Origin of the sequence: Paraburkholderia sp. JHI869, from assembly GCF_038900775.1 — a bacterium.
Taxonomy (GTDB): domain Bacteria; phylum Pseudomonadota; class Gammaproteobacteria; order Burkholderiales; family Burkholderiaceae; genus Paraburkholderia.
In genome coordinates, this window is the sequence record NZ_JAYMSC010000001.1 from 404415 (window position 1) to 426584 (window position 22170).

A 22170-nucleotide genomic window follows, 5' to 3' on the forward strand; every position below is an offset into this window, starting at 1 on the left:
CTTATTCAACGTGAGTGGTTGCACTGGCTTGCGCGTCGTTGCTGGCATCGCGAGCGGCGCGGCGTTTCGCGAGCCAGCCATGCACCATGCCGAACACGACCGGCACGAACACGAGCGTGGAAAGCGTGCCGATGGCAAGGCCGCCGATCACGGCGCGCCCGAGCGGCGCGTTCTGCTCGCCGCCGTCGCCGAGACCCAGCGCCATCGGCAACATGCCGATCAGCATGGCGAGCGCCGTCATGAGCACCGGGCGAAAGCGGTTGAAGCCCGCGTCGAGCGCGGCGGCGAGCGGCTCCATGCCCGCGGCGAGCGACTCGCGCGCCGTGTTGATGACGAGAATGCTGTTGGCCGTGGCGATACCCATGCAGAGGATCGTGCCCGTGAGCGCCGGCACGCTCAGTGTGGTTTGCGTGACGAACAACATCCACGCGATGCCGGCGAGCGAGGCCGGAAGGCCGCTTACGATGATGAGCGGGTCGAGCCACGACTGGAAGTTCACGACCATCAGCAGGTACACGAGCGCGATGGCGAACACGAGGCCCGCTGCGAGGCCGCTGAACGATGCGTTCATCGACTGCACCTGGCCGCGCATCACGATCGACGAGCCTGGCGGCAGTTGCGCGCGCGCGGCGTTCACGAGGCGGTTGACGTCGGAGGCGACGCCGCCCAGGTCGCGCCCCTGCGTCGAGGCGAAGATGTCGAGCACGGGCTGCACGTTGTAGTGCGAGACCACGGCTTCCTGCGAGGTGCGCGAAACGGTGCCGAGCGTGCCAAGCTGGCTTTGCGGCGTGAACGTGACGGATTGCGACGTCGTCACCGGAATATTGGCGAGCGTTTGCAGTGAATGAATGTCGTATTGCGGCACCTCGGTCACGAGCGGATAGCTCACGCCGTTCTTCGGATCGAGCCAGAAGTTGGGTGTGGTCTGCGAGCTGCCGGAGAGCGCGATGAGCAGGTTCTGCGCCACGTCGTGCTGCGTGAGGCCCGCTTGCAAGGCCTTGGTGCGGTCCACGTTCACGTTGATGGTGGGCTCGTCGCCGGGCTGCTGGATGCGCGCGTCGACGAGGCCGCGCACGCCGCGCATTTCGTCGAGCAGGCGGTTCGCCACGACGCGATTCTGCGCGAGCTTGTTGCCGACGATCTGCACGTCGATCGGCGCGGGCAGACCGAAGTTCAGGATCTGGCTCACGATGTCGGCGGGCAGGAACGCGAAGGTCACGCCCGGGAACGACGCGTTGAGCATGTTGCGCAGCTTCGCCACGTATTGCGCAGTGGGCTTGTGCTTCGGCGCGAGCGTGATGAGGATGTCCGCGTCTTCGGGGCCGATGGGGTCCGACGAGTCGTACGTGAGGTTGATGCCGCTCACCGGCACGCCGATGTTGTCGAGCACGGCGGCCTGTTCGGCGGGCGGAATCACGCTGCGGATTTTCGCTTCGACTTCGTCGGTGATACGGGCCGTTTCCTCGATGCGCGTGCCGGTGGGCGCGCGCAGATGCAGGCGGATTTCGCCGGTATCGACGGCGGGGAAGAAGTCGCGGCCCGTGAACGGCACGAGCACGAGCGAGCCGAGGCAGAGCGCGACCCACAGCACGACGAAGCGACGGCGCTGCGCAATGGCCGCCTGGAGCAGCGTGCGATAGCGGTTGCGCACGGCTTCGAAGCGCGCTTCGAAGCCAGCCTGAAAACGCGTCAATGCGCCGGCAATTCCACGCGCAGGCTTGTCGCTTTGCGTGCGCGCACGCAGCAGGTACATGGCGAGCGTGGGAATGAGCGTGCGCGAGAAGAAGTACGACGCGCACATCGCGAACACCACGGCTTCGGCGAGCGGCACGAAGAGATAACGCGCGACGCCCGAAAGCAGGAACATCGGCACGAACACGATGCAGATGGAGAGCGTGGAGACGAAAGTCGGCACGGCGATCTCACCGGAGCCGTTGAGAATGGCGTCGTGCAGCGGCGCTCCACGCTCCAGATGATGCGTGATGTTTTCGATGGCGACGGTTGCGTCATCAACGAGTATGCCGACGGCTAGCGCGAGCCCGCCGAGCGTCATGATGTTGATGGTTTCGCCGAGCGCCGCGAGCGCGATGAGCGACGTGAGAACAGCAAGCGGAATCGTCACGGCGATGATGAGCGTGGCGCGCCAGCTACCGAGAAAGAGCAGGATCATCGCGGCGGTGAGGCAAGCGGCGATGAGCGCTTCGCGCACCACGCCTGAAATTGCCGACTTCACGAACACGGATTGATCGGAAAGCGGCGTGATTTTGAGCGCTTTCGGCAGGCCCGCGGCGATCTTCGGCAGCATCGCCTTCACTTGCTGGATGATCGTGAGGGTGGAGGCGCTGCCGGTCTTTTCGACGGTAAGGAGTGCCGCGCGTTTTCCGTCGGCACGCACGATATTCGTTTGCGGCGCGTAGCCGTCGATCACGTGAGCCACGTCGCGCACATACACCACGCTGCCGTTCACCGTCTTGATGGGCAGGTCGTTGAGCGCCGCTACCGTTTGCGTGCTGCCGTTCATCTCCACGTTGTATTCGCGCGAGCCGATTTTCGCCGTGCCGCCGGGCAGGATGAGGTTCTGCGCGTTCACGGCGTTCACGACGTCGGCGGGTGCGAGACCTTTGGCCTGCAATGCTTTCGGGTCGAGCTGCACCATGATCTGGCGGATCTTGCCGCCATAGGGCAGCGGCACGGCCGCGCCCTGGACGGTGGCGAGCTGCGTGCGGATGAAGCTATTGCCGAGGTCGTAGAGCGACTGCTCGGGCAGCGTCGCGCTGGAAAGGCCCAGTTGCAGCACCGGCACCGTCGAGGCGTTGTACGTGATGATGTTCGGCGGCAGTGTGCCAGGCGGGAGGATGCGCAAGATCGAAGCGGAGTTCGACGCGGCCTCGGCAATTGCACGGTTGATGTCGGCGCCTGGGTGGAAGAACACCTTGACGACCGAGACGCCGTTGAGCGACTGCGATTCGATGTGCTCGATGTCGTCCACGTCCGAGGTGAGGGCGCGCTCGTAGTTCGAGGTGATGCGGTGCGCCATGTCCTCGGCGGAAAAGCCGTTGTAGGTCCAGACGATGCTGACCACGGGGATATTGATGTTCGGAAAAATGTCCGTGGGCGTGCGCATGATGGCGAGCGGCCCGAGGATGAAAAGCAGTACGGCCAGCACGATGAACGTGTAAGGCCGCTTGAGCGCCAGTTTGACGATCCACATGACGGTGTCCGGGTTGAGGCAGGATTGGCGCAAGTATCGGGAGGGCGCGCTTACCCGGTGCTGACCTCGACATTACGGATTTGTCATGTTTGCGGCGAAGGGATGTTGGCCGCGCGTTGGCCGTGCGAGGCGCGCTCTCCCCAGATAACGAACTCGTAATCAGAAGGTCAGCTTTGGGTCAGCGCCGCGCAGCCAGAATGCAGTCAACCCTCGCGACATTGCCGAGGGCGGCTGAGGCGGCATCGCTTCCCGATGCGGCGGCCGTACATTGAGAGGTGAACATCATGAAAGCACTCGTTTCCACTTTGCTCGTTGCCTGCGCCCTGGCCGCTCCGGCCGCCGCTTTCGCACAGACCGTCAACTCCGCCAACGCGCCGGTGACGCGCGCTCAGGTGATCGGCGACCTCGAGCGGCTGGAGCAGGCGGGGTACCGTCCAATCGCCAATGATCAAAACTATCCGGACGACATTCAGCACGCCGAGGCGATCGTGGCGCAAGAGCAGGCGCAAACGGCCCAGCACGCCGCGGCGGTGAGTTCGGCGGTTGGCGGCGTGGCGATGACGGGCAGCTCGGACGCAGGCGCACCGGTTGTGGCGAGCGTTGGCGGGCGGTCGATTTATGCGGGTCACTGAGCACGCTACCGAGCGTCGGGCGCGGCGCCTCCGGCGATAGAGCCGGGCGCCGCCGCGCATTCCGATTCACCGGATCAAACGTTTGCGCGGACGTAATTCGCCCCTTTCGCGCACAAAATATCGTTATTCATTTTTATTAATGCCGCGAACACGCCCTATTAATAAAGGCGGCGTTAAATCAGGCGCATTGGCAAATCCGCCACAATATTACGTGTTTTTACGCTGGCACCTTCCCGGGCCACGCAAATTCATAATGGACTGGTAAGATACGCGCAAATATGGGATGGCAGCTCTCCATTCCGGATTATCGGCGTGAATCCAGACCACTCGCGCCGCCGGTACAGGAGTGAGCGCCATCAGGCCGGCGGGGACGGCCGTCTTGCACCGCGAACTGCGCTCCATGTTTAAAAGAAGCGCGTACGTTCGCAATGTGCGTCGAATTGCAGGCGTTTGAGACTCACGGTTCGTCTTTGCGGCGAATCGTCTGCCGCCGCTTGCCGCTGTTGCGCCTTGCGCAGACGGTTATTCCCCCCGCGGTCGAATCCCGCCGTCATGCCAATCAGGCGTATAAAACAGTCGCACATACTGGCCGAACCCGTCATGTCCACCCAGTCGACCCACCATCACCGCCTCTTTATGGCGCTGGTCGGTGTCATCAGCGCGGCGCTCAATACGGGCGCGCTCGTCGCGTTGTTATTGCTGCGCGGACAGACCGGCGACACGCCGTACACCCGCGCGCTGACCGGCGCGTTCGCCGTGGCCGCGTTCGTCGTGTTCGCGCGGTTTCACCTGATTGCGAGCGCGCGCCATCTCTGGTGGATGCTGGGCCGCGGCGCATGGCGCTGGTGCCGGCTGCCGGTCGCGCTCATCGTGCTGCTGTTCGTGACGCAAGGCGATCGCGGCACGACGGACCTGCGCACACTGGTCGCGCAATGGGCCGTCGTTGCGCTGCCGCTGCAACTCGCCGGCCTGGCTGTGTTGCGCGGCGTGGCGCATAGCGTCAACAACGCGCCCGGCAACCTGCGCCGTGCGGTGTTCTTCGGCATGGGCAGCGAGGCGCGCAAGCTGAACCTGCGCCTGCAGCGTTCGCCCGTTCTCGGCATTCACGTGCTGGGCTATTACGACGATGCGCCCGCCGCGCCGCGCGACGGCGAAACGCTGCCGCCGTATCTCGGCCGCTATGAAGACGCCGCCGCGCACATTCACGCGAACGACTACGAGATCGTGTTCCTCGCGATGGGGCAGGCCGCGATGACGCCGGCCGATGCCGCCGGGGTGAAGGACATCACGGCCGACATCGTGACGCGTCTTTACGATTCGACGGCCGCGATCTATCTCGTGCCCGAACTGCACTACCTCGAAGACATCGCGACGACCAGCGCAGAGCTGGCCGGCGTGCCGCTGCTGGCGCTCCACGACATTCCCATCCTGGGGCTTTCGCGTTTGCTCAAGCGCCTGGTCGATATTGCCGGCGCGGCGCTTCTGCTCGCGCTGCTGTGGCCGGTCATGCTCGCGATCGTGCTGGCGGTCCGGCTCGATTCGCCGGGCCCGGTGATGTTCAGACAGCGCCGCAACGGCGAGCACGGCCGGGCGATCGTCGTACACAAGTTCCGCTCGATGCGCGTCGCGGCGCACAACGAGGGCGATGTAGAAGAGAAGGGCGTGCGCCAGGCCCGCAGCGGCGACGACCGGATCACGGCCGTGGGGCGCTATCTGCGCCGCACCTCGCTCGACGAGTTGCCGCAGCTCTTCAACGTGCTGGGCGGCTCGATGAGTCTCGTAGGGCCGCGCCCGCACGCGGCGGAGCACAACGAAGAGTACCGGCAGCTGATTACCGGCTACATGCTGCGCCATAGCGTGAAGCCGGGCATTACGGGGTGGGCGCAGATCAACGGCCTGCGCGGCCTGACCGATACGCCCGACAAGATGCGGCGCCGTGTGGAGTACGACCGCTACTACATCACGCACTGGTCGCTGTGGCTCGACCTGCAGATCCTGCTAAAGACGATCCCGTCGATCGTCTCGGGCCGCAATGCGGTTTGAAGCGTGCGCCGCGCGAGAGGCGGCCGGACATGAGCCGGCCGCATCCGCATTGACGTTGTTACGCCGTGCGGCGCTGCGTACGCGCCATGCGCCAGTGGCGCCACAGGATGCTGAAGAAACGGCGGTCGTCCACGAGGTAACGGCGCCACAGGCGCGCGGGGTCCTGCTTGATGCGCCAGCACCATTCGAGGCCGCAGCGCTGCATCCACGACGGGGCGCGCTGCTGCAGGCCGACGGCGAATTCCACGGCCGCCCCCGCGCACAGCATGAGGCCGCCCGGCAGCTTGCCGGCGTGATGCAGCGCCCAGCGTTCCTGCTTGGGCATGCCGAGGCACACGAACACGATATCGGGCGCGGCCGCGCGCACGCGCTCGGCCACGGCATCGCCCTCGGGGCCGGTCGGATCGAACGTCATGGAAGGCGCGATCACCTCGACGTCGAGGCCCGGATAGTGCCGCGCGAAGCCGTCCACGAGGGTGGCTTCGTGACCCGGGCGGCCGCCCACCACGACGACTTTCCAGCCGCTCGCGTGGGCGCGCTCGCACAGTGCGGGCAGCAGGTCCGAGCCGGTCACGCGTTCCGGCAGCGGCGCGCCGAACAGGCGGCTCGCCCAGACAACGGGCATGCCGTCCGCGAACAGGAAGTCGGCGGTGCAGTAAAGGCGTTGAAGCTCGGGCTGGGTGTCGAGACGCACCACGTGATCGACGTTCGGCGTGACCGCCACGCGCGCCCGGCCGTCGCGTTGCAAAGCCGCCGTGCAAAGCACGTCGAGCGCGGTGTCGAACGACACGGCTGCGATATCGAGTCCGAACAAGGGAATGCTCGGCTTGAAAACACCCCGTGCGGCCGCCTGCGGCGCCGCTGTTATGTAAGGCGTGCTCATCTTGTTTTTGTGACCCCGACGCGCGCGCACGACGAGAGCCACGCACGGCGCCCGTTGAACCGGCGTCGTGCCACCCCGTCAAGCGACGAACGTTATGTTTTTTTCTGGTCTCCTGGCTTTTGCCAAGGCTTTTTGGACTTCAGACAGAATCTTACTGCTGTGTCGGTGGGCTGGGTGTCACGACAGTGTTTTTTTAGAGACAAAAATCGGGATGCGCGTGAAATTTCCTGGGTTGCGCCTTTGGTTGCCCCTATGCAACCGGTTACCATCGCCGCGGCCCGTTTTTTGCCTTTTCCATTTGCCGCAGATAACCAACGATGATCACCGACGCCCGTGAGATTCCCGCAGGCACGCAGTTGCGTGCGGACCTGTGCATCGTGGGCGCTGGCGCGGCCGGCATTACGCTCGCGCTCGCGCTGGAGGAGAGCGGGCTCGACGTGATCGTGCTGGAGAGCGGTGGCGAAGCGCCCGAGCCCGAAACCCAGCAGCTATACGCAGGCACGGTGGCAAACGCGGACCTGCATCCGCCGCCTGACAACTACCGCGTGCGCCGCTTTGGCGGCTCGACCACGCTGTGGGGCGGCCGCTGCATGCCGCTCGACGCGCTCGACTTCGAGGCGCGCGAGTACGTTGCGCACAGCGGCTGGCCTGTCGCGTTCGCCGATGTACTGCGCTACTACCCGCAGGCCAACGCGCTGTGCGAGGCAGGCGAATTCGCCTATACGGCCGAAGGCGCGTTCGCCGCGCCGCTGCGCCCGATGATCGGCGGCTTCGCAAGCGACGTGTTTTCGACGCATACGCTCGAGCGCTTTAGCTGTCCGACCGATTTCGGTCAACGTTACCGGGCGCGCCTCGCGAAAGGCCGCGTGCGCGTGCTCCAGCATGCGAACCTGTGCCGCCTGCCGATGCTGGCGGGAACGACCCGCCGCGTCGGCGCGGCACAGGTGCGCGTGGTGGGCGGCGCGACGTTCGAGGTGGCCGCGCGCGCCTACGTGCTCGCGACCGGCGGTCTCGAAGTGCCGCGCCTTTTGCTCAACAACCCCGGGCCGAGCGGCCGGGGGCTCGGCAACGCCCATGACGTGGTGGGCCGCTATTACATGAGTCATCTCGCGGGCACCATCGGCACGATGGATCTCGCGGCAGCGCAGTCCGTGTGGCACGGGTACGAGGTTTCGGAAGAGGGCATCTATTGCCGCCGGCGCCTCGCGCTGCGCCCGGAGCAGCAAGCCGCACTGCGCGCGAGCAACTTCATTGCGCGCCTGCATCATCCGCGCATCCCGGACGCCGGGCACGGCAACGGCATTCTCTCCGCGCTGTATCTCGCGCGTCGCATCGTGCCTTATGAATACGCGAAGCGCCTTTACGACGGCACGCCCGAAGGCTACGCGGGCTCCACGCTCGCGCACCTGAAGAACGTCGTTGCGGACGCACCGAATACCGCGCGTTTTCTGTCGCACTGGCTACGGCGGCGCACGCTGGCGGCGCGCAAGTTCCCCTCGGTAATCGTGCGTCCCGCGAATCTGCGCTTTTCGCTCGACTTCCATGCGGAGCAGGAGCCCAATCCGGCGAGCCGCGTCACGCTGGGCAGCGAGACCGATGCGTTCGGCCAGCGCCGCATTCACGTGGACTGGCGCTATACGCAACAGGACGTCGCGACCGTGAGCCGCGCGCTCGCCGCGCTTGCGCATGAAGTCGAGCGCGCGGGCGTTGGCCGCTTCACCTACGACCCCGCGCAGGTCGAAGCCGAAATGACGCGCTACGGCGCATACGGCGGTCATCACATCGGCACGGCGCGCATGGGCCACGATGCGCGCACGAGCGTGGTCGATGCCGACTGCCGGCTCCATGAGGCGGACAACGTCTACGTGGCGGGCGCTGCCGTGTTCCCGACTTCGGGCCAGGCGAACCCGACCTTGACCATCGTCGCGCTCGCGCTGCGGCTGGCCGGTCACCTCAAGGGCGCCGCCAATCTTGGCGCGCTGCCCGTTCCCACAGAAAACCATTCGGAACCCGCTTGATGAAAGCCCGTATTCTCGTTCTCGGCGCGACCGGTTTTGTCGGACGCCATCTGGTGAAAGCGATAAGCAGTACAGAATGGGGCGAGCCGGTTGCCGCCTCGCGCAGGGAGGGGAGCGGCGTGCGCCGAGTCGATGCCGCGGACCCCGCATCGCTCGCCGCCGCACTTGCGGACGTGGACGGTGTGGTCAACTGCGTGGCGGGCGCGCCGGCGACGATCGTCGACAACGCGCGCGCGCTGTTTGCCGCGCTGGATGCGCGTGGTGTGCCGATGCCCGTCGTGCACTTCAGTTCGATGGCCGTGTACGGCGCCGCCGAAGGTCGTATCGACGAAACGGCTGTGCTCGACGCCGTGAGTCCCGCGTTGAGTCCCGCGTTGAGTCCATACGGCAAGGCGAAGGCAGAATCGGAAGGACTGCTGACTTCGCTTCCGGCGCTCACGATATTGCGGCCTGGCTGCATATACGGTGGCGGCAGTCCGCAGTGGTCGGTGCGCATTGCGCAACTGCTGCGCGCGCGGCGTCTGGGCGACCTTGGCGCCGCCGGCGACGGGTGCAGCAACCTCGTGCACATCGACGATGTCGTGCAGGCGGCGCTGGCCGCGCTGCGCATGCCGGCCTCGGGTGCGCAGGTCTATAACCTTGCGATGGCCGACGCGCCGCGCTGGAACGAATATTTCGTTGCGTACGCACGTATTTTGGGGGCGACGCCGGTGGAGCGCATCGGTGCGCGCCGCCTCGCACTCGAAACGAAAGTATTGGCGCCGGCGCTGAAGATTGCGGAAATCGCGGGGCGCAAACTCGGTGGCGTGAAACTGCCGCCGCCGCTGCCGCCTTCGCTCGCGCGGCTGTGGCAGCAGGATATCCGCCTCGATGCGAGCCGCGCGGAGCGCGCGTTCGATATTGCGTGGACGCCGTGGCGCGTCGCGCTGCAGGCCGAAACGTTTATGGCGGGTGTGCCGTCCGCTGCGTGAATCGGGCGGGTTCGCGCGCAACGTGTTAGCCATATACGGCTGATACGTCCACTAACATCCCAAGCCGGCGTGCAGCACGAGCTATCGTACGCATCGCGAAGCGTTGCTGATTTGTTCGAATACATCGAGGGGGATGATAACCACAGTCGTCTCACCGCTTGTGTCTGAACAAATAAAGAAAATGGATTGAGGTTAGAAGCGTACTAGACTATTCGAAGTGGGAAGCGCGTTGAAAGCGATTCGATCCAGTTGTGAGCGGTTAATTAAGATTGGAGCGCGTCATGTCGAAAATTGCACCAGCACTGGCCGCGATTTCTGCTTTGACCATCCTCGCGGCATGCACGACCGACGGTATGACGAGCAGCAGTGCCACGCCGCCATCCACCGCGGCTCAGACATCGCAAGCCGCGCCCACAAGCGCGAAACGCGTACTCGACGCTGACTCACAAGCGGCGATGTCGAGCCTTGCATCGACCCACCCGCAGATGGACGCCCTGGCCAAAAAAGCGAAGGCCGTGTTGATATTTCCAAGTGTGGTGCGAGCAGGCTTTCTTGCCGGCGTGTCGCATGGGGCCGGCGAATTGATCGAGGGTGGCAAGGTCACGGGCTATTACGACACGACTTCGGTGTCCTACGGCTTCCAGGCAGGCGCGCAGCAATATGCCTACGTTATGCTTTTCATGAATGACGCCGCGCTAAACACGCTAAAGACCAGCAGCGATTTCGAAATCGGTGTCGGGCCAACGGTCGTCGTGGTCGATGAGGGAACCGCAAAGAACCTCAACACCGAGACGGCGCAGTCCGATGTCTATGCAATGGTATTCAACCAGCAGGGCTTGATGGCCGGAACCGCGCTGCGAGGCACCAAGATCTCTCGCATCAGTCCCTGACAGTTTTCCTGGTGCGCAGCCGCGCTGCAGAAACGCTTCTCAACCGCTGCTGATCGTCCTGGTGCAGGAACGACGAGATACCCCGCGACTGCCTCGCGCCGATTGAATATCGGACCAAAGTCCGATTGTGCGGCACCCTCGTGGCGTCCACACTGGCACAAAGGTGGCCACGGCAGCCATGTGGGCTCGCAATCCGCTGACAGCTGATCGCTGTCACGGGCGAGCTTGCGCCGTATTCCGGCCTGTTCGCGACCGAAGGACCTTCGCGCCCCTCGTCATGCGCGCAGAACTCGGTAGCAGGTGAACGGTGCAGACAACATGACATGTATGTATTCGTCGAGTTCATCGACCATTCACCCGACGCTCGACGTTTTCTTCGAGATCTGCGTGGTTTCGGTGCTCATGCAGGCGGACGTGTCGCGATGACTCACGGGAAACTCATCGCCTGTCACGAATGCGATCTCCTGCAGCGCGAAGTGACCGTGCCGCAAGGCGGCGCCTTGCGATGCCGACGCTGCAGCGCCCAGCTTTACCGCGAACTTCCCAACAGTCTGGACCGTGCGCTCGCGTTTTCTCTCGCCGCGGTCGTGCTCTTCGCGGTCTCGAATCTCTATCCGATCGTCGGCCTGTCGGTCAGCGGGACTGTCGTCGAAACGACGCTGCTGGGCGCCGTGAGCGTACTGTACCTGGACGGGAAATGGCCCATCGCGGGCCTCGTGTTTTTTACCACGGTGCTGATGCCGATGCTGCAGACCGCAAGCATGCTGTGGTTGCTGATCCCGCTGAAATGCAATCGTGCGCCGTGGGGCGGTCCGGCCATCTTCCGGCTATGCCGCTTTTGCCAGCCATGGGGGATGACCGAGGTGCTGATCCTCGGCTTGCTCGTTGCGCTCGTGAAGTTGTCCGCGATCGCAGGGGTGGTCGTGGGCCCCGCACTGTGGTCGTTCGCAGCCCTGATGTTCGTGCTGGCCGCGGCGGGCTCCGCGTTCGATATCCGCAGCCTGTGGGCGCGCGTCGCTGCCGTCGAGCATATCGACGCGCAGCCGGATCTCGACGAGGCCTCGTTGCAAGGCTCGCTTACCGCGGCACGATGCGGCCTCGCGCAGTGTCACGATTGCGGGCTGCTCGCAGGCGTGCGGGCCAATGCGCATACCTTCGACTGTCCGCGCTGTGGTGCGGCGATGCACGTGCGCAAGCCCGCAAGCTTGTCGCGCACGTGGGCCTTCCTCGTTGCGGCGATGGTGATGTACATCCCGGCGAACATGTTGCCCGTGATGTACACGAACTCGCTCTTCGGGACCGAGGACGACACGATTCTCTCTGGTGTCGTGTACCTGTGGACATCGGGATCGTGGCCGCTTGCGATCGTCGTATTCGTCGCGAGCATCGCCGTGCCGATGCTCAAGATTCTTGCGCTCGCCTACCTGACGATCTCCACCCAGGCGCACTCGCCGTGGTACCCGGTCGAGCGCACGCGGATCTACCGGATGGTCGAGTTCGTGGGGCGCTGGTCGATGCTCGACATCTACGTGATCACCATGCTCGTCGCGCTCGTGCAGTTCCAGGCACTCGCGACGATCCAGGCCGGCAACGCGGCAATCGCATTCGGCGCGGTGGTGGTGCTGACGATGTTCGCGGCGATGGCGTTCGATCCCCGCCTGATATGGGACGAAGTGGAGCGAAATCATGCCAGGACCGGAGAAGAAGCCTGATTTCCCGGACGCGAACGCGACGCCGCGCTCGCGCTGGCGTCTTCAGGTCGTCTGGCTTGTGCCCATCCTCGCTGTTCTGATTGGCGGGTGGCTCGCTGTCAAGGCGGCGATCGAAAAGGGGCCAACGATTACGATCAGCTTCCTGACTGCTGACGGTCTGGAGGCAGGCAAGACAAAAATCAAGTTCAAGAACGTCGACATTGGGATCGTCAAGGCCGTGACGCTCACGTCAGACCACGAGCGTGTCGTCGCAACCGCCGACATCAACAAGAACGCGACGAACATGCTGGTGGACACCACGCGCTTCTGGGTCGTGCGGCCGCGCATATCCGGCGGGACGGTGTCCGGGATCGGCACGCTCCTGTCCGGCTCTTACGTCGAAATGGATATTGGAAAATCGAACACCGCGCGGCGCGACTTCGTCGGCCTCGAGGTACCGCCGGCATTCGCGAGCGATGTGCCGGGGCGCGAATTCATTTTGACGAGCACCAATATGGGCTCGCTCGACGTCGGTACGCCGGTCTATTTCCGAAGGCTGCAGGTCGGGCAGATATCGGGCTACCGGCTCGATCCCGACGGACGCGGTGTGACGATGAGAGTATTCATCAACGCGCCTTACGACAAGTTCGTACTTGCGGACACGCGCTTCTGGCACGCGAGCGGTGTCGATGTCACAGTCGACTCGGGTGGCATCCAGGTCAATACGCAGTCGCTCGTGTCGATCATGATCGGCGGCGTGGCGTTCGAATCGCCGCCAAGCGCGCTCGACGAAACCGTCGCCGCGACCAACTCGACCTTCACGCTGTTCCCGGATCGCACTGACGCGATGAAGGCGCACTATCACATCGTCGAGAAGTACGTTGCCGACTTCAGTGAGTCGGTCAAGGGATTGACCGTGGGTGCACCGGTGGATTTCCGCGGCATCGTGGTGGGCGAAGTGACCGCCATCTACACGCGCTTCGACGCGAAAACAGAGAAGTTCACCATTCCGGTGGAATTCGAACTTTATCCAGAGTTGTTCACATCGCGCTACAAGGCTGGCGTGACCACCGGGCCAGGCGGGCGGCTGTCCAACGATCCTCACGCCCTGGCGGATCGCCTCGTCGCGAAGGGACTGCGTCTTCAGCTTAAAACAGGCAATCTGCTGACGGGGCAACTCTACCTCGCCGCCGACTTCTTTCCTGATGCGCCAAAGGCCACCGTCAACTGGGCGTCGACGCCGCCCGAACTTCCGACGATCCCCGGTAATCTCCAGCGGTTGCAGGAGAACATCACGCAGCTCGTGGCCAAGCTCAACACGATTCCGTTCGATGCGATTGGCAAGAACACGAAAGACACGCTCGCGAGCGCGAAGTTGCTGCTCAACGATCTCGACACGATGGTCGTGCCGCAGGCGCAGGGCACACTCGCCGCGGCCCACACTGCGCTCGACTCGGCCAACAACGCGTTGCAGCCGGACTCCGCCCTGCAGCAGAACACGACTGAGATGATTCAGGAACTTTCACGCACGGCTACGGCCTTCCGCACGCTCGCCGATTATCTGGAGCGGCATCCGGAGTCGCTGATTCGCGGCAAGCAGCAGGAGACCCACCCGTGACACGCGCACTGATATCGGTCGTTATTGTCCTGTTGGCGGTTTTGTCCGGCGGCTGCGCCCACACGCCGTCGTCGAGCTTCTACCGCTTGAAGCCGGACACGACGCTTACCGCCATGGGCGCCGCCGCGCCGCTATACGTCGTGGTCAACCCGGTCACGATACCCGCGCTGGTCGACCGGCCGCAGATCGTCGTCAGCGTTGCCGACAACCAGGTGTGGCCGGACGAGTTTCAGCGCTGGGCAGAGCCGCTCAAAGGCAATATCCAGCGAACGATCGCCGGTGATCTTGCCGTGCTGCTCGGCACCGAGCACGTGAGCGTGTATGGGGCGGATTCGGTTGGCTTGCCAACGTGGCGAGTGCGCGTCGACATCATGCAATTCGATTCGGTGCTGGGCAAAATGGCAACGATAGACGCGCAGTGGACCCTCTCGCCTCCAGGCGACGCGAAACCGTTTGTCGGGCACACGCTCGCGCAAGTGCCTGTTCAAGGGCAGGCCTACGACGCGCTTGTCGCCGCTCACGATCGTGCGTTGGGCGCGGTGAGTGCGGATATTGCAGCGGCGATCCTGAAGGGGCGGAAATGATGAAGGCCAAGACGAGCAAACTGCCTCCTCAGGTTGTCGAAAACCTCGCCAGGTTCGACCATACCGTTTTCGTATTGCAGGGCGGAGGCGCGCTGGGCGCGTATCAGGCTGGCGTGGTCGAAGGCTTCACTGAGATCGGTATCGCGCCGGACTGGATTGCGGGTATATCGATTGGCGCAATCAACGCGGCAATCATCGCCGGAAATCCGCCGAAAAGGCGGGTTGAACGGCTACGCGAGTTCTGGGAGCGTGTTTCCGCCCGCACATCGCTGATACCGGAAGCCACGACCAACGCAACGCGCTCGTGGTTCAACGCGTGGAGTGCGGTATCGGTGGTGACGTTCGGTGTGCCAGGTTTTTTTACGCCGCGTGCAATACCGCCGTTCCTCGCTGCTCCGGCCACTCCCGGCGCGCTCAGCTTTTACGACACGCGTCCTCTTAAGAGCACGCTGGAGGAGCTGGTCGATTTCGATCTGATCAACCGGCGCGATGTCCGTCTTTCGCTCGGCGCGGTGAACGTCTGCACGGGCGAGTCGGTCTACTTCGACAATACGAAAACGACGATAGGCCCGGAGCATGTCATGGCGAGCGGCGCATTGCCGCCGGGGTTTCCTCCTGTCCTGATAGAGGGGCAGTGGTACTGGGACGGCGGCATCTCTTCCAATACACCGATGTGGTACGTCGTCGATGAGGCCTATCGGGAGAGTGCGCTCGTATTGCAGGTCGACGTGTTCACCGGCGCAGGCCATTTTCCCCAGAATCTTCAGCAGGTTCAGGAGCGCCAAAAGGACATTCAATACGCAAGCAGAGCGCGCTTTAGCTCGGCGCACATCAAGAAGACCGAAGAGTTGCGTACGGCGCTGCGGCGTCTGCTGGACAAGCTTCCCGAAGCGTTGCGCGACGATCCCGACGCGCAACGGCTGGCGGCGGTGAGCACGCGAGGCGCGGTTGCCCTGGTTCATATGACCAATCGCCATAACACCGGCTCTGCGGACTTCAAGGATTACGAGTTTTCACGCGCCACCGTTGACGAACTATGGCAGGGCGGGCTCGGCGACGTGCACGATGCCGTTGCACGCAAAGCCTGGGAAGACGTGGTCGAGCTGGCTTATGGCATTCGCGTATTCGACCTGACACCGGTCGAGTCACAAAACCAGGAGAAAGCACCATGACGGAATCGGAAGTCAGAGAGAACGCCTTCGCCATGCCGCTCACGAGTCCGGCCTTTCCACCGGGTCCCTACCGGTTCGTGGATCGGGAATTTCTCATCATCACCTATCGGACCGATCCGGAGCGGTTGAAGAAGGTCATACCCGGCCCGCTCGAAATGGTCGAGCCGATCGTCAAATTCGAGTTCATCCGCATGCCGAACTCTACGGGCTTTGGCGATTACACCGAAGCCGGCCAGGTCATCCCGGTGAGTTTTCAGGGGCATACCGGCAGCTACGTGCATGCGATGTTCCTCGACGACATGGCGCCCATTGCCGGTGGCCGGGAAATCTGGGGCTTCCCCAAGAAGCTCGCGAGTCCGCAACTGCGGGTCGAGAAGGACACGATCGGTGGCGTACTGCGATACGGCGCCATTCCGATTGCGGTTGCCACGATGGGCTACAAGTATCGTCCCGTGCCGCACGACCGCATCATGGAGTCGCTAACCGCACCCAACTACCTGCTCAAGATCATTCCCCACGTGGACGGAACCCCTCGGGTTTGCGAACTTGTGCGGTACTTTTGTGAGGACATCACTGTCAAGGGCGCATGGAACGGCCCGGCTGCGCTCGAGCTGTTTCATCACGCCCTGGCGCCTGTCGCTGAACTGCCTGTTCTGGAGGTGCTTTCCGGAGTCCATATCCTGACTGACCTGACACTCGGTCTGGGGACTGTCGTGCACGACTATCTGGCGGATCGGTAAGCCGCGTCGTCAGTACGTGTCGGCGCGCATTCGCGAGGAGCGCGTTTTCCGTCTGATCAATAGCGAGGGCAATGACGCTATAGACGTCAAGGAGTACTACCGGGATATCGCGGTCCGGACTTCTGTTCGTTAACCTCTCGCGGCATTGGCCTTCGCTGAGCGCGCGTCCTACACTCTTTGACACGGCGACGGCGTGATGATCAAAGCTCGACCGATCGTGCGCCGGATACGTTTGGCAGAACCTTCGGGAGACCGCCATGAAGATCGTGTTGCTATTGGCTTGCTTAATGATCAGTTCAAGCGCATTTGCCGAATGCGCGACCAACAACCGTGGCGAAACGGTGTGTGGCAACGGGTCCAGCGCAGGCGGTTACAACCGCAATACTGGCACGGGCTGGACATCCCAAACGAATCAGAATGGCGTGCACACGACCCAGACCAATCGTGGGGGCGAAGCGAAAACGGAGAATGGAAAAGGCGTCGTGCGTGGGCCCGGCGGCAAGACCTGTTATCGGACAGCGAATAGCCACGGTTGCAACTGACTGCGCAACGCTGCCTTGGTCGTCAGCTAACCTGGAGAGGCGGATGAGAAACAAAAATTCCGCTTTCGGGGTGAAAGACTACATGCTGCGCTACGCGCGCGATCTGGCCGACTCTGGCCGATACGCCGACTGGCGAGCGATCGAAGCGCCACTGCAAGAGAGATACGGTGAAGAGCAGAGCGATCGCTTTCTCAACGACGCGTCGATTCGCGGCGAGTTGGACCAGCGCTGTCAGTTTGCCGCGCATGCCGGCAATACCCGCCATCCAATCCGGCATTGACGTGCGTAATGTTGGCATGACTATATCGCCACGCTTGCAGCGTTACTTTTCACTTCAACGGTTGAGCTAATAACCCTGTATTTGCAGCGTGGCGGTTGCACGGTCAACCGCTGAGTCCTCGCCGTGCGCAGCGGGATATCGGACCAAAGTCTCATTGTTTTTGCCCAGGACGGCTACCACACTTGACGACTACGGGCGCCGTGACGAGACGACGCCGATACCTGGGCGCCGGGCGGCGCTGGTGGCGCATTCGAGCGCGCTGCGTGCACGGCACTTGCTGATCCGGATCGCGAACAGTAAGCGGGCAACGAATAGGTGACCATGGCGCGCGCACACCGCAGCGATGCGCAGGTCCGGCGCGTTGCGGGAGGGCATTCATGAGTGGACCGTTCTTTCCCGAACACCGACCGTTCGCCCGCGTTGCGGCACCCCGGAACCGCCTGCCACTCCTCCTCGTCGCCGTTGCGCTAACGCTTTTCGCCGGCTGCAAGAAGGCCTCGGGGCCGCCGGCGCTCGGCGCGCCGGAAGTCACGGTGATGACGGTCGTGGCTCAAGACACTCCGGTCCAACTCGAGTTCACCGCGCAGACGCAGAGTTCGCGCGAGGTCGAAATTCGTGCGCGCGTGGACGGCTTTCTAGACCGGCGGACGTACTCCGAAGGGGACAAGGTCAAGGCCGGCCAGACGATGTTCCTGATGGATCCGAAGCCATTTCAGGCCGCGCTGCAAACGGCGCGGGGCGAGCTTGCGCAGCAGCAGGCGCGGCTCACGGTGGCGCAGCAGAATCTTGCGCGGGTCAAGCCGCTCGCCGCGCAGCAAGCATTGAGCCAGAAGGATCTCGACGACGCGATCGGCAACGAGAAGCAGGCCCAGGCCGCGGTGATTTCCGCGCAAGGGCAGGTGGAGACGGCGGAGCTGAACCTCGGCTACACGACGATCAAGTCGCCGCTGGATGGCCTCGCGAGCTACGCAAGACAGCAGGATGGCAGCTATCTGATCGCCAATTCATCGGGTCTCCTTACTTTTGTCTATCAGCTCGATCCGATCTGGGTGAATTTCAGCATTTCCGAAAACGAAATGCTGCACTTTCAGGACGAGATTTCGGCAGGCAAACTGATCTTCCCGCCGAACAGCGAATTCGTCGTGGCCGTGATACTCGCCGACGGCTCGGAATTTCCGCAGCACGGCACCATCAGCTTTGCGAATCCGGCGTTCAGCACCGACACGGGCACGTTCCTCGTGCGGGCCTCGCTCACGAACCCGAAGGGCACGTTGCGTCCGGGGCAGTTCGTGCGCGCGCGCGTGTCGGGCGCCACGCGGCCGAATGCGATCCTCGTGCCGCAACGGGCGGTGTTGCAGGGCGCGAAGAGCCACTTCGTATGGGTCGTGGACAATGAGTCGAAGGCGAAGCAGCGCGTGGTCGAAGTCGGCGACTGGAGCGGCGATAACTGGTTCGTCAACGATGGCCTGAAGGCCGGCGAGCGCATTGTGGTGGACGGCGCGATCCGCGTCGTGCCCGACGTGCCGCTCAAGATCGCCGGAACGCTTCCCTCGACGCAGACCGGCGGCAAGACGGTCGTCGAGAAGGGCGGTGCGTCGGCGCCTCAGGTGAGCACGGGCGCGCGAGCGACGGCGCCGGCAGCAACCAGTGGCGCGTCGCAGTAAGGGGCGACTCGATGAACATCTCGCACTTCTGCATCGACCGGCCCATCTTCGCGTCCGTCATCTCGATCGTGATCACGCTTGGCGGCGCACTGACGTTGTTCTCTCTTCCCATCGCGCAGTATCCGGACGTCACGCCGCCTCAGATCACGGTCTCCGCGACCTACCCGGGGGCCAGCGCGGACGTCGTGTCGAACAACGTGGCGGCGCCGATCGAGCAACAGGTCAACGGCGCGGACAACATGATCTACATGTATTCGTCCGGCTCGTCCACGGGCAACTACACGCTCAACGTCTTCTTCGGGATCGGCACCAATCCGGAACTTGCCCAGGTCGACGTGCAGAACCGCGTGAACCTCGCGCTGCCGCAACTGCCGCAGCAGGTGCAGTCGCAGGGCGTCCAGGTCCAGAAGAAGTCGAACGCATTCATGATGGTGATCGCGATCTACTCGCCGGACGACCGCTTCGATCCGACCTATATCGCGAACTATGCGAACGTCTACGTGCTCGACACGCTCAAGCGGATTCCAGGCGCGAACCAGTCGTCGATCTTTGGCACTCCAGACTATGCGATGCGGATCTGGTTGAAGCCCGATCGCATGGCGCAGCTCGGCATTACCGCCGGCGACGTGCAGAACGCCGTGCGCGCGCAGAACCAGCAATTCGCCGTCGGCACCGTTGGCCAGGCGCCAACCGGCAACCCGGTCGAGCAGTCGTTCGCGGTGACGACCACCGGGCGGCTCGCAACGCCCGCGGAGTTCGACAATATCATCATCCGTGCGGCAAGCAACGGCGCGGCGATCGTCCGCCTGAAAGACATTGGCCGGGCCGAGCTGGGGCAAAAGAGCTATTCGAATCGCACCACCTTCCAGGGCAAGCCCGCGACGATCATCGCGGTTTACCAGCAGCCGGGTGCGAATGCGCTCGACGTCTCAAAGCAGGTACACGAGACGCTCGCGCAACTCAAGACGTCGTTTCCTGAAGGGCTCGACTATCAGGTCGCGTTGGACACGACGGATTTCACGCGTGCTTCGATCGCAGACGTGATTCATACGTTCTTCGAAGCGCTCGTGCTGGTGGTGATCGTGGTGTACGTGTTCCTGCAGAGCCTGCGTGCGACGCTCATTCCGGTGCTGGCCGTACCGGTGTCGATCGTCGGGACGGCGATGGGGATGGCGGCGCTGGGCTTTTCGATCAACATGCTGACCTTGTTCGGCATGGTGCTCGCAATCGGCATCGTCGTGGACGACGCGATCGTCGTGATCGAGAACGTCGAGCGCAACATGACCGTATTCAAGCTCAGTCCGAAAGACGCGGCCAAGCGAGCGATGGACGAGGTGTCGGGCCCGGTCATCGCGATCGTGCTCGTCATGTGCGCCGTGTTCGTGCCGGTTGCGTTCCTCGGCGGGATCACCGGACAGTTGTACAAGCAGTTCGCAATCACGATCGCGATCTCGGTGGTGTTTTCGGGCATCGTGGCGCTCACGCTGTCTCCGGCGCTGGCCGCCATTCTGCTCAAGCCCACGCACCATGAGAAGAAGGGCTTCTTCCGGTGGTTCGACAACCAGTTCGCGCGGATGACCGCCGGCTACGGGCGCGCCGTGCAGTTCATAATCCGGCGTTACGTGCTGGGCCTGCTTGTTTTCGGCGCCGTGATCGTGCTTGCGGTCATGATGGGCAAGTCGATCCCCGGCGCTTTCCTGCCACCCGAGGACCAGGGTTATCTGCTTGGCGCGATCATCATGCCGGACGCCGCGAGTCTCGACCGCACCGCGGCCGTGGGCGACAAGGTCACCGACCATTTCATGAAGCAGGCCGCGGTCAGCAGCATCACGATCGTGAATGGGTACAGCTTGCTCGACAGCCAGAACAAGAACAACGCGGGCACGTTCTTCGTCGGCCTGAAGGGGTTCGACGAACGGTACAAGTTCTCGAACATCCGGGAGCAAAACGCGCGTGCCGTGCTGATCAACGCATATGAAACGCTCTCGAAGATTCAGGAGGGCATTGTCGTACCGGTGAATCCGCCGTCCATTCCAGGTCTCGGTACCACGGGCGGCAGCGAAATGTGGATCGAAAGCCACGGAGAAGGCTCCATTCAGCAGCTCGCGGGCGTCGTGCAGGACTTCATGACGAAGGCGAAGGCGCGCCCCGAACTGACCGGCGTGACCACGACGTTCAACGCAAGCTCGCAGCAGTTGCTCGTGAACGTCGACCGCGACCAGGCGGAGACGCTCGGCGTGCCGGTCGAAGAGGTCTACAGCGCGATGCAGACGATGTTCGGCTCGCTTTACGTGTCGCAGTTCAACAAGGACGCTCGCCTCTGGCAGGTGATCGTTCAGGCGGATCCGCACTACCGGCTCACGCCCGCCGACCTCGACCAGATCTACGTGCGCAGCCGCTCGAACAACATGGTGCCGATCAAGGCCGTGATGACTTACAAGTACGTCACGGGACCCGACCTGATCACGCGCTTCAACAACTTCCCGGCGGTGAAAATTACCGCGAACGCGGCCCCGGGCTACAGCTCGGGCCAGGTGATCGATACTTTGAAGGAGCTCGCCGGGCAGATGCCGCCGGGCTACGCCGTGGGATGGAGCGGCGAGGCGTTCGAGGAGATCAAATCGGGCTCGACCGGGGGGCTCGTGTTCGTGTTCGGGATCATCATGGTGTTCCTGATTCTCGCCGCGCAATACGAGAAGTGGTCGTTGCCGCTCGGCGTGCTGATGGCGGTGCCATTCGCGCTTTTCGGCGCGCTGCTCGCGATCCTGCTGCGCGGCCTGAACAACGACGTGTACTTCCAGATCGGGCTGACCATGCTGATCGCGCTCGCCGCGAAGAACGCGATCCTGATCTTCGAGTTCGCGGTGCTGAACCGGGAGGGCGGCAAGTCGCCATACGACGCCGCGCTGGTCGCCGCGGAAGAGCGCCTGCGGCCGATCGTGATGACGTCGCTGGCGTTCATCCTTGGCTGTGTGCCGCTCGCGATTGCGCTCGGCGCCTCGCAGAACAGCCGCCATTCGATCGGCACAGGCGTGATCGGCGGGATGCTGGGCGCCACCGCGATCGCCGTGTTCTTCATTCCGATGTTCTACTGGGGGATCGAGACGCTTGGCTCCCGCAAGGGTGGCGGCAAGGAAACACCCGCGCCGGGCAGCGGAACACCGCCGCCCGCGTCTGGCGGCTCTGGCTCGCCGACCATCACGCCGTCCGCGCGGCATGAGGACGACTGAC

Annotated in this window: 16 protein-coding genes; 14 read left to right on the plus strand and 2 right to left on the minus strand. The window is 63.6% G+C overall.

The features are described 5' to 3' along the window. Window position 1: 1 nt before the first annotated feature. Window positions 2-3211, minus strand: coding sequence for an efflux RND transporter permease subunit (locus VSR72_RS01890; RefSeq protein ID WP_342950704.1), 3210 nt, complete (start codon window positions 3209-3211; stop codon window positions 2-4). Between the two features lie 284 nt (window positions 3212-3495). Here VSR72_RS01890 and VSR72_RS01895 point away from each other — a divergent pair, with 284 nt between their 5' ends. Both VSR72_RS01895 and VSR72_RS01900 read left to right on the plus strand, forming a co-directional pair. Continuing rightward, window positions 3496-3843: a DUF4148 domain-containing protein gene (locus VSR72_RS01895; protein ID WP_342950705.1), complete on the plus strand. Its 348-nt coding sequence runs from the start codon at window positions 3496-3498 to the stop codon at window positions 3841-3843. A 600-nt stretch (window positions 3844-4443) separates the two neighbouring features. Continuing rightward, on the plus strand, window positions 4444-5886 hold the full coding sequence (locus VSR72_RS01900) for an undecaprenyl-phosphate glucose phosphotransferase (protein WP_342950706.1): 1443 nt from the start codon (window positions 4444-4446) through the stop codon (window positions 5884-5886). A 58-nt stretch (window positions 5887-5944) separates the two neighbouring features. On the opposite strand, the gene VSR72_RS01905 is transcribed toward VSR72_RS01900, so the two are convergent. Continuing rightward, the gene (locus tag VSR72_RS01905) at window positions 5945-6769 is read right to left on the minus strand and encodes a WecB/TagA/CpsF family glycosyltransferase (protein WP_342950707.1); all 825 of its coding nucleotides are present in this window, start codon (window positions 6767-6769) and stop codon (window positions 5945-5947) included. A 317-nt stretch (window positions 6770-7086) separates the two neighbouring features. On the opposite strand from VSR72_RS01905, the gene VSR72_RS01910 reads away from it, so the two are divergent. From VSR72_RS01910 to VSR72_RS01965, 12 genes are all read left to right on the plus strand, one after another. Beyond that, window positions 7087-8787 carry a GMC family oxidoreductase gene (locus tag VSR72_RS01910; protein WP_342950708.1) on the plus strand — a complete coding sequence of 567 codons (1701 nt, stop codon included), beginning with the start codon at window positions 7087-7089 and terminating at the stop codon, window positions 8785-8787. Then, entirely contained in the window at window positions 8787-9758 is a 972-nt protein-coding gene (locus VSR72_RS01915; protein ID WP_342950709.1) for an NAD(P)-dependent oxidoreductase, read from the plus strand. Before VSR72_RS01910 ends, VSR72_RS01915 begins: the two co-directional genes overlap by 1 nt. Before the next feature lie 281 nt (window positions 9759-10039). After that, window positions 10040-10648 carry a lipid-binding SYLF domain-containing protein gene (locus VSR72_RS01920; RefSeq protein WP_342950710.1) on the plus strand — a complete coding sequence of 203 codons (609 nt, stop codon included), beginning with the start codon at window positions 10040-10042 and terminating at the stop codon, window positions 10646-10648. A gap of 422 nt (window positions 10649-11070) precedes the next feature. Continuing rightward, window positions 11071-12360: a paraquat-inducible protein A gene (locus tag VSR72_RS01925; protein ID WP_342950711.1), complete on the plus strand. Its 1290-nt coding sequence runs from the start codon at window positions 11071-11073 to the stop codon at window positions 12358-12360. Next, on the plus strand, window positions 12335-13957 hold the full coding sequence (locus VSR72_RS01930; RefSeq protein ID WP_342950712.1) for an MlaD family protein: 1623 nt from the start codon (window positions 12335-12337) through the stop codon (window positions 13955-13957). The genes VSR72_RS01925 and VSR72_RS01930 overlap by 26 nt, the downstream gene beginning before the upstream one ends. Continuing rightward, a complete protein-coding gene (locus VSR72_RS01935) occupies window positions 13954-14541 on the plus strand; it encodes a PqiC family protein (RefSeq protein ID WP_342950713.1) in 588 nt (195 codons plus the stop codon). The genes VSR72_RS01930 and VSR72_RS01935 overlap by 4 nt, the downstream gene beginning before the upstream one ends. Then, the gene (locus VSR72_RS01940) at window positions 14541-15713 is read left to right on the plus strand and encodes a patatin-like phospholipase family protein (protein ID WP_342950998.1); all 1173 of its coding nucleotides are present in this window, start codon (window positions 14541-14543) and stop codon (window positions 15711-15713) included. The genes VSR72_RS01935 and VSR72_RS01940 overlap by 1 nt, the downstream gene beginning before the upstream one ends. Beyond that, window positions 15710-16453: an acetoacetate decarboxylase gene (locus VSR72_RS01945; RefSeq protein WP_342950714.1), complete on the plus strand. Its 744-nt coding sequence runs from the start codon at window positions 15710-15712 to the stop codon at window positions 16451-16453. The genes VSR72_RS01940 and VSR72_RS01945 overlap by 4 nt, the downstream gene beginning before the upstream one ends. A 257-nt stretch (window positions 16454-16710) precedes the next feature. Then, window positions 16711-16995 (plus strand): hypothetical protein, encoded by a 285-nt coding sequence (locus VSR72_RS01950; RefSeq protein WP_342950715.1) that lies wholly within the window; start codon window positions 16711-16713, stop codon window positions 16993-16995. A gap of 43 nt (window positions 16996-17038) precedes the next feature. Then, complete coding sequence (locus tag VSR72_RS01955) at window positions 17039-17275, plus strand: hypothetical protein (RefSeq protein WP_342950716.1); 237 nt, start codon at window positions 17039-17041, stop codon at window positions 17273-17275. 377 nt (window positions 17276-17652) lie between these two features. Further along, a complete protein-coding gene (locus tag VSR72_RS01960; protein WP_342950717.1) occupies window positions 17653-18939 on the plus strand; it encodes an efflux RND transporter periplasmic adaptor subunit in 1287 nt (428 codons plus the stop codon). An 11-nt stretch (window positions 18940-18950) separates the two neighbouring features. After that, a complete protein-coding gene (locus VSR72_RS01965; protein WP_342950718.1) occupies window positions 18951-22169 on the plus strand; it encodes a multidrug efflux RND transporter permease subunit in 3219 nt (1072 codons plus the stop codon). Window position 22170 lies beyond the last annotated feature (1 nt).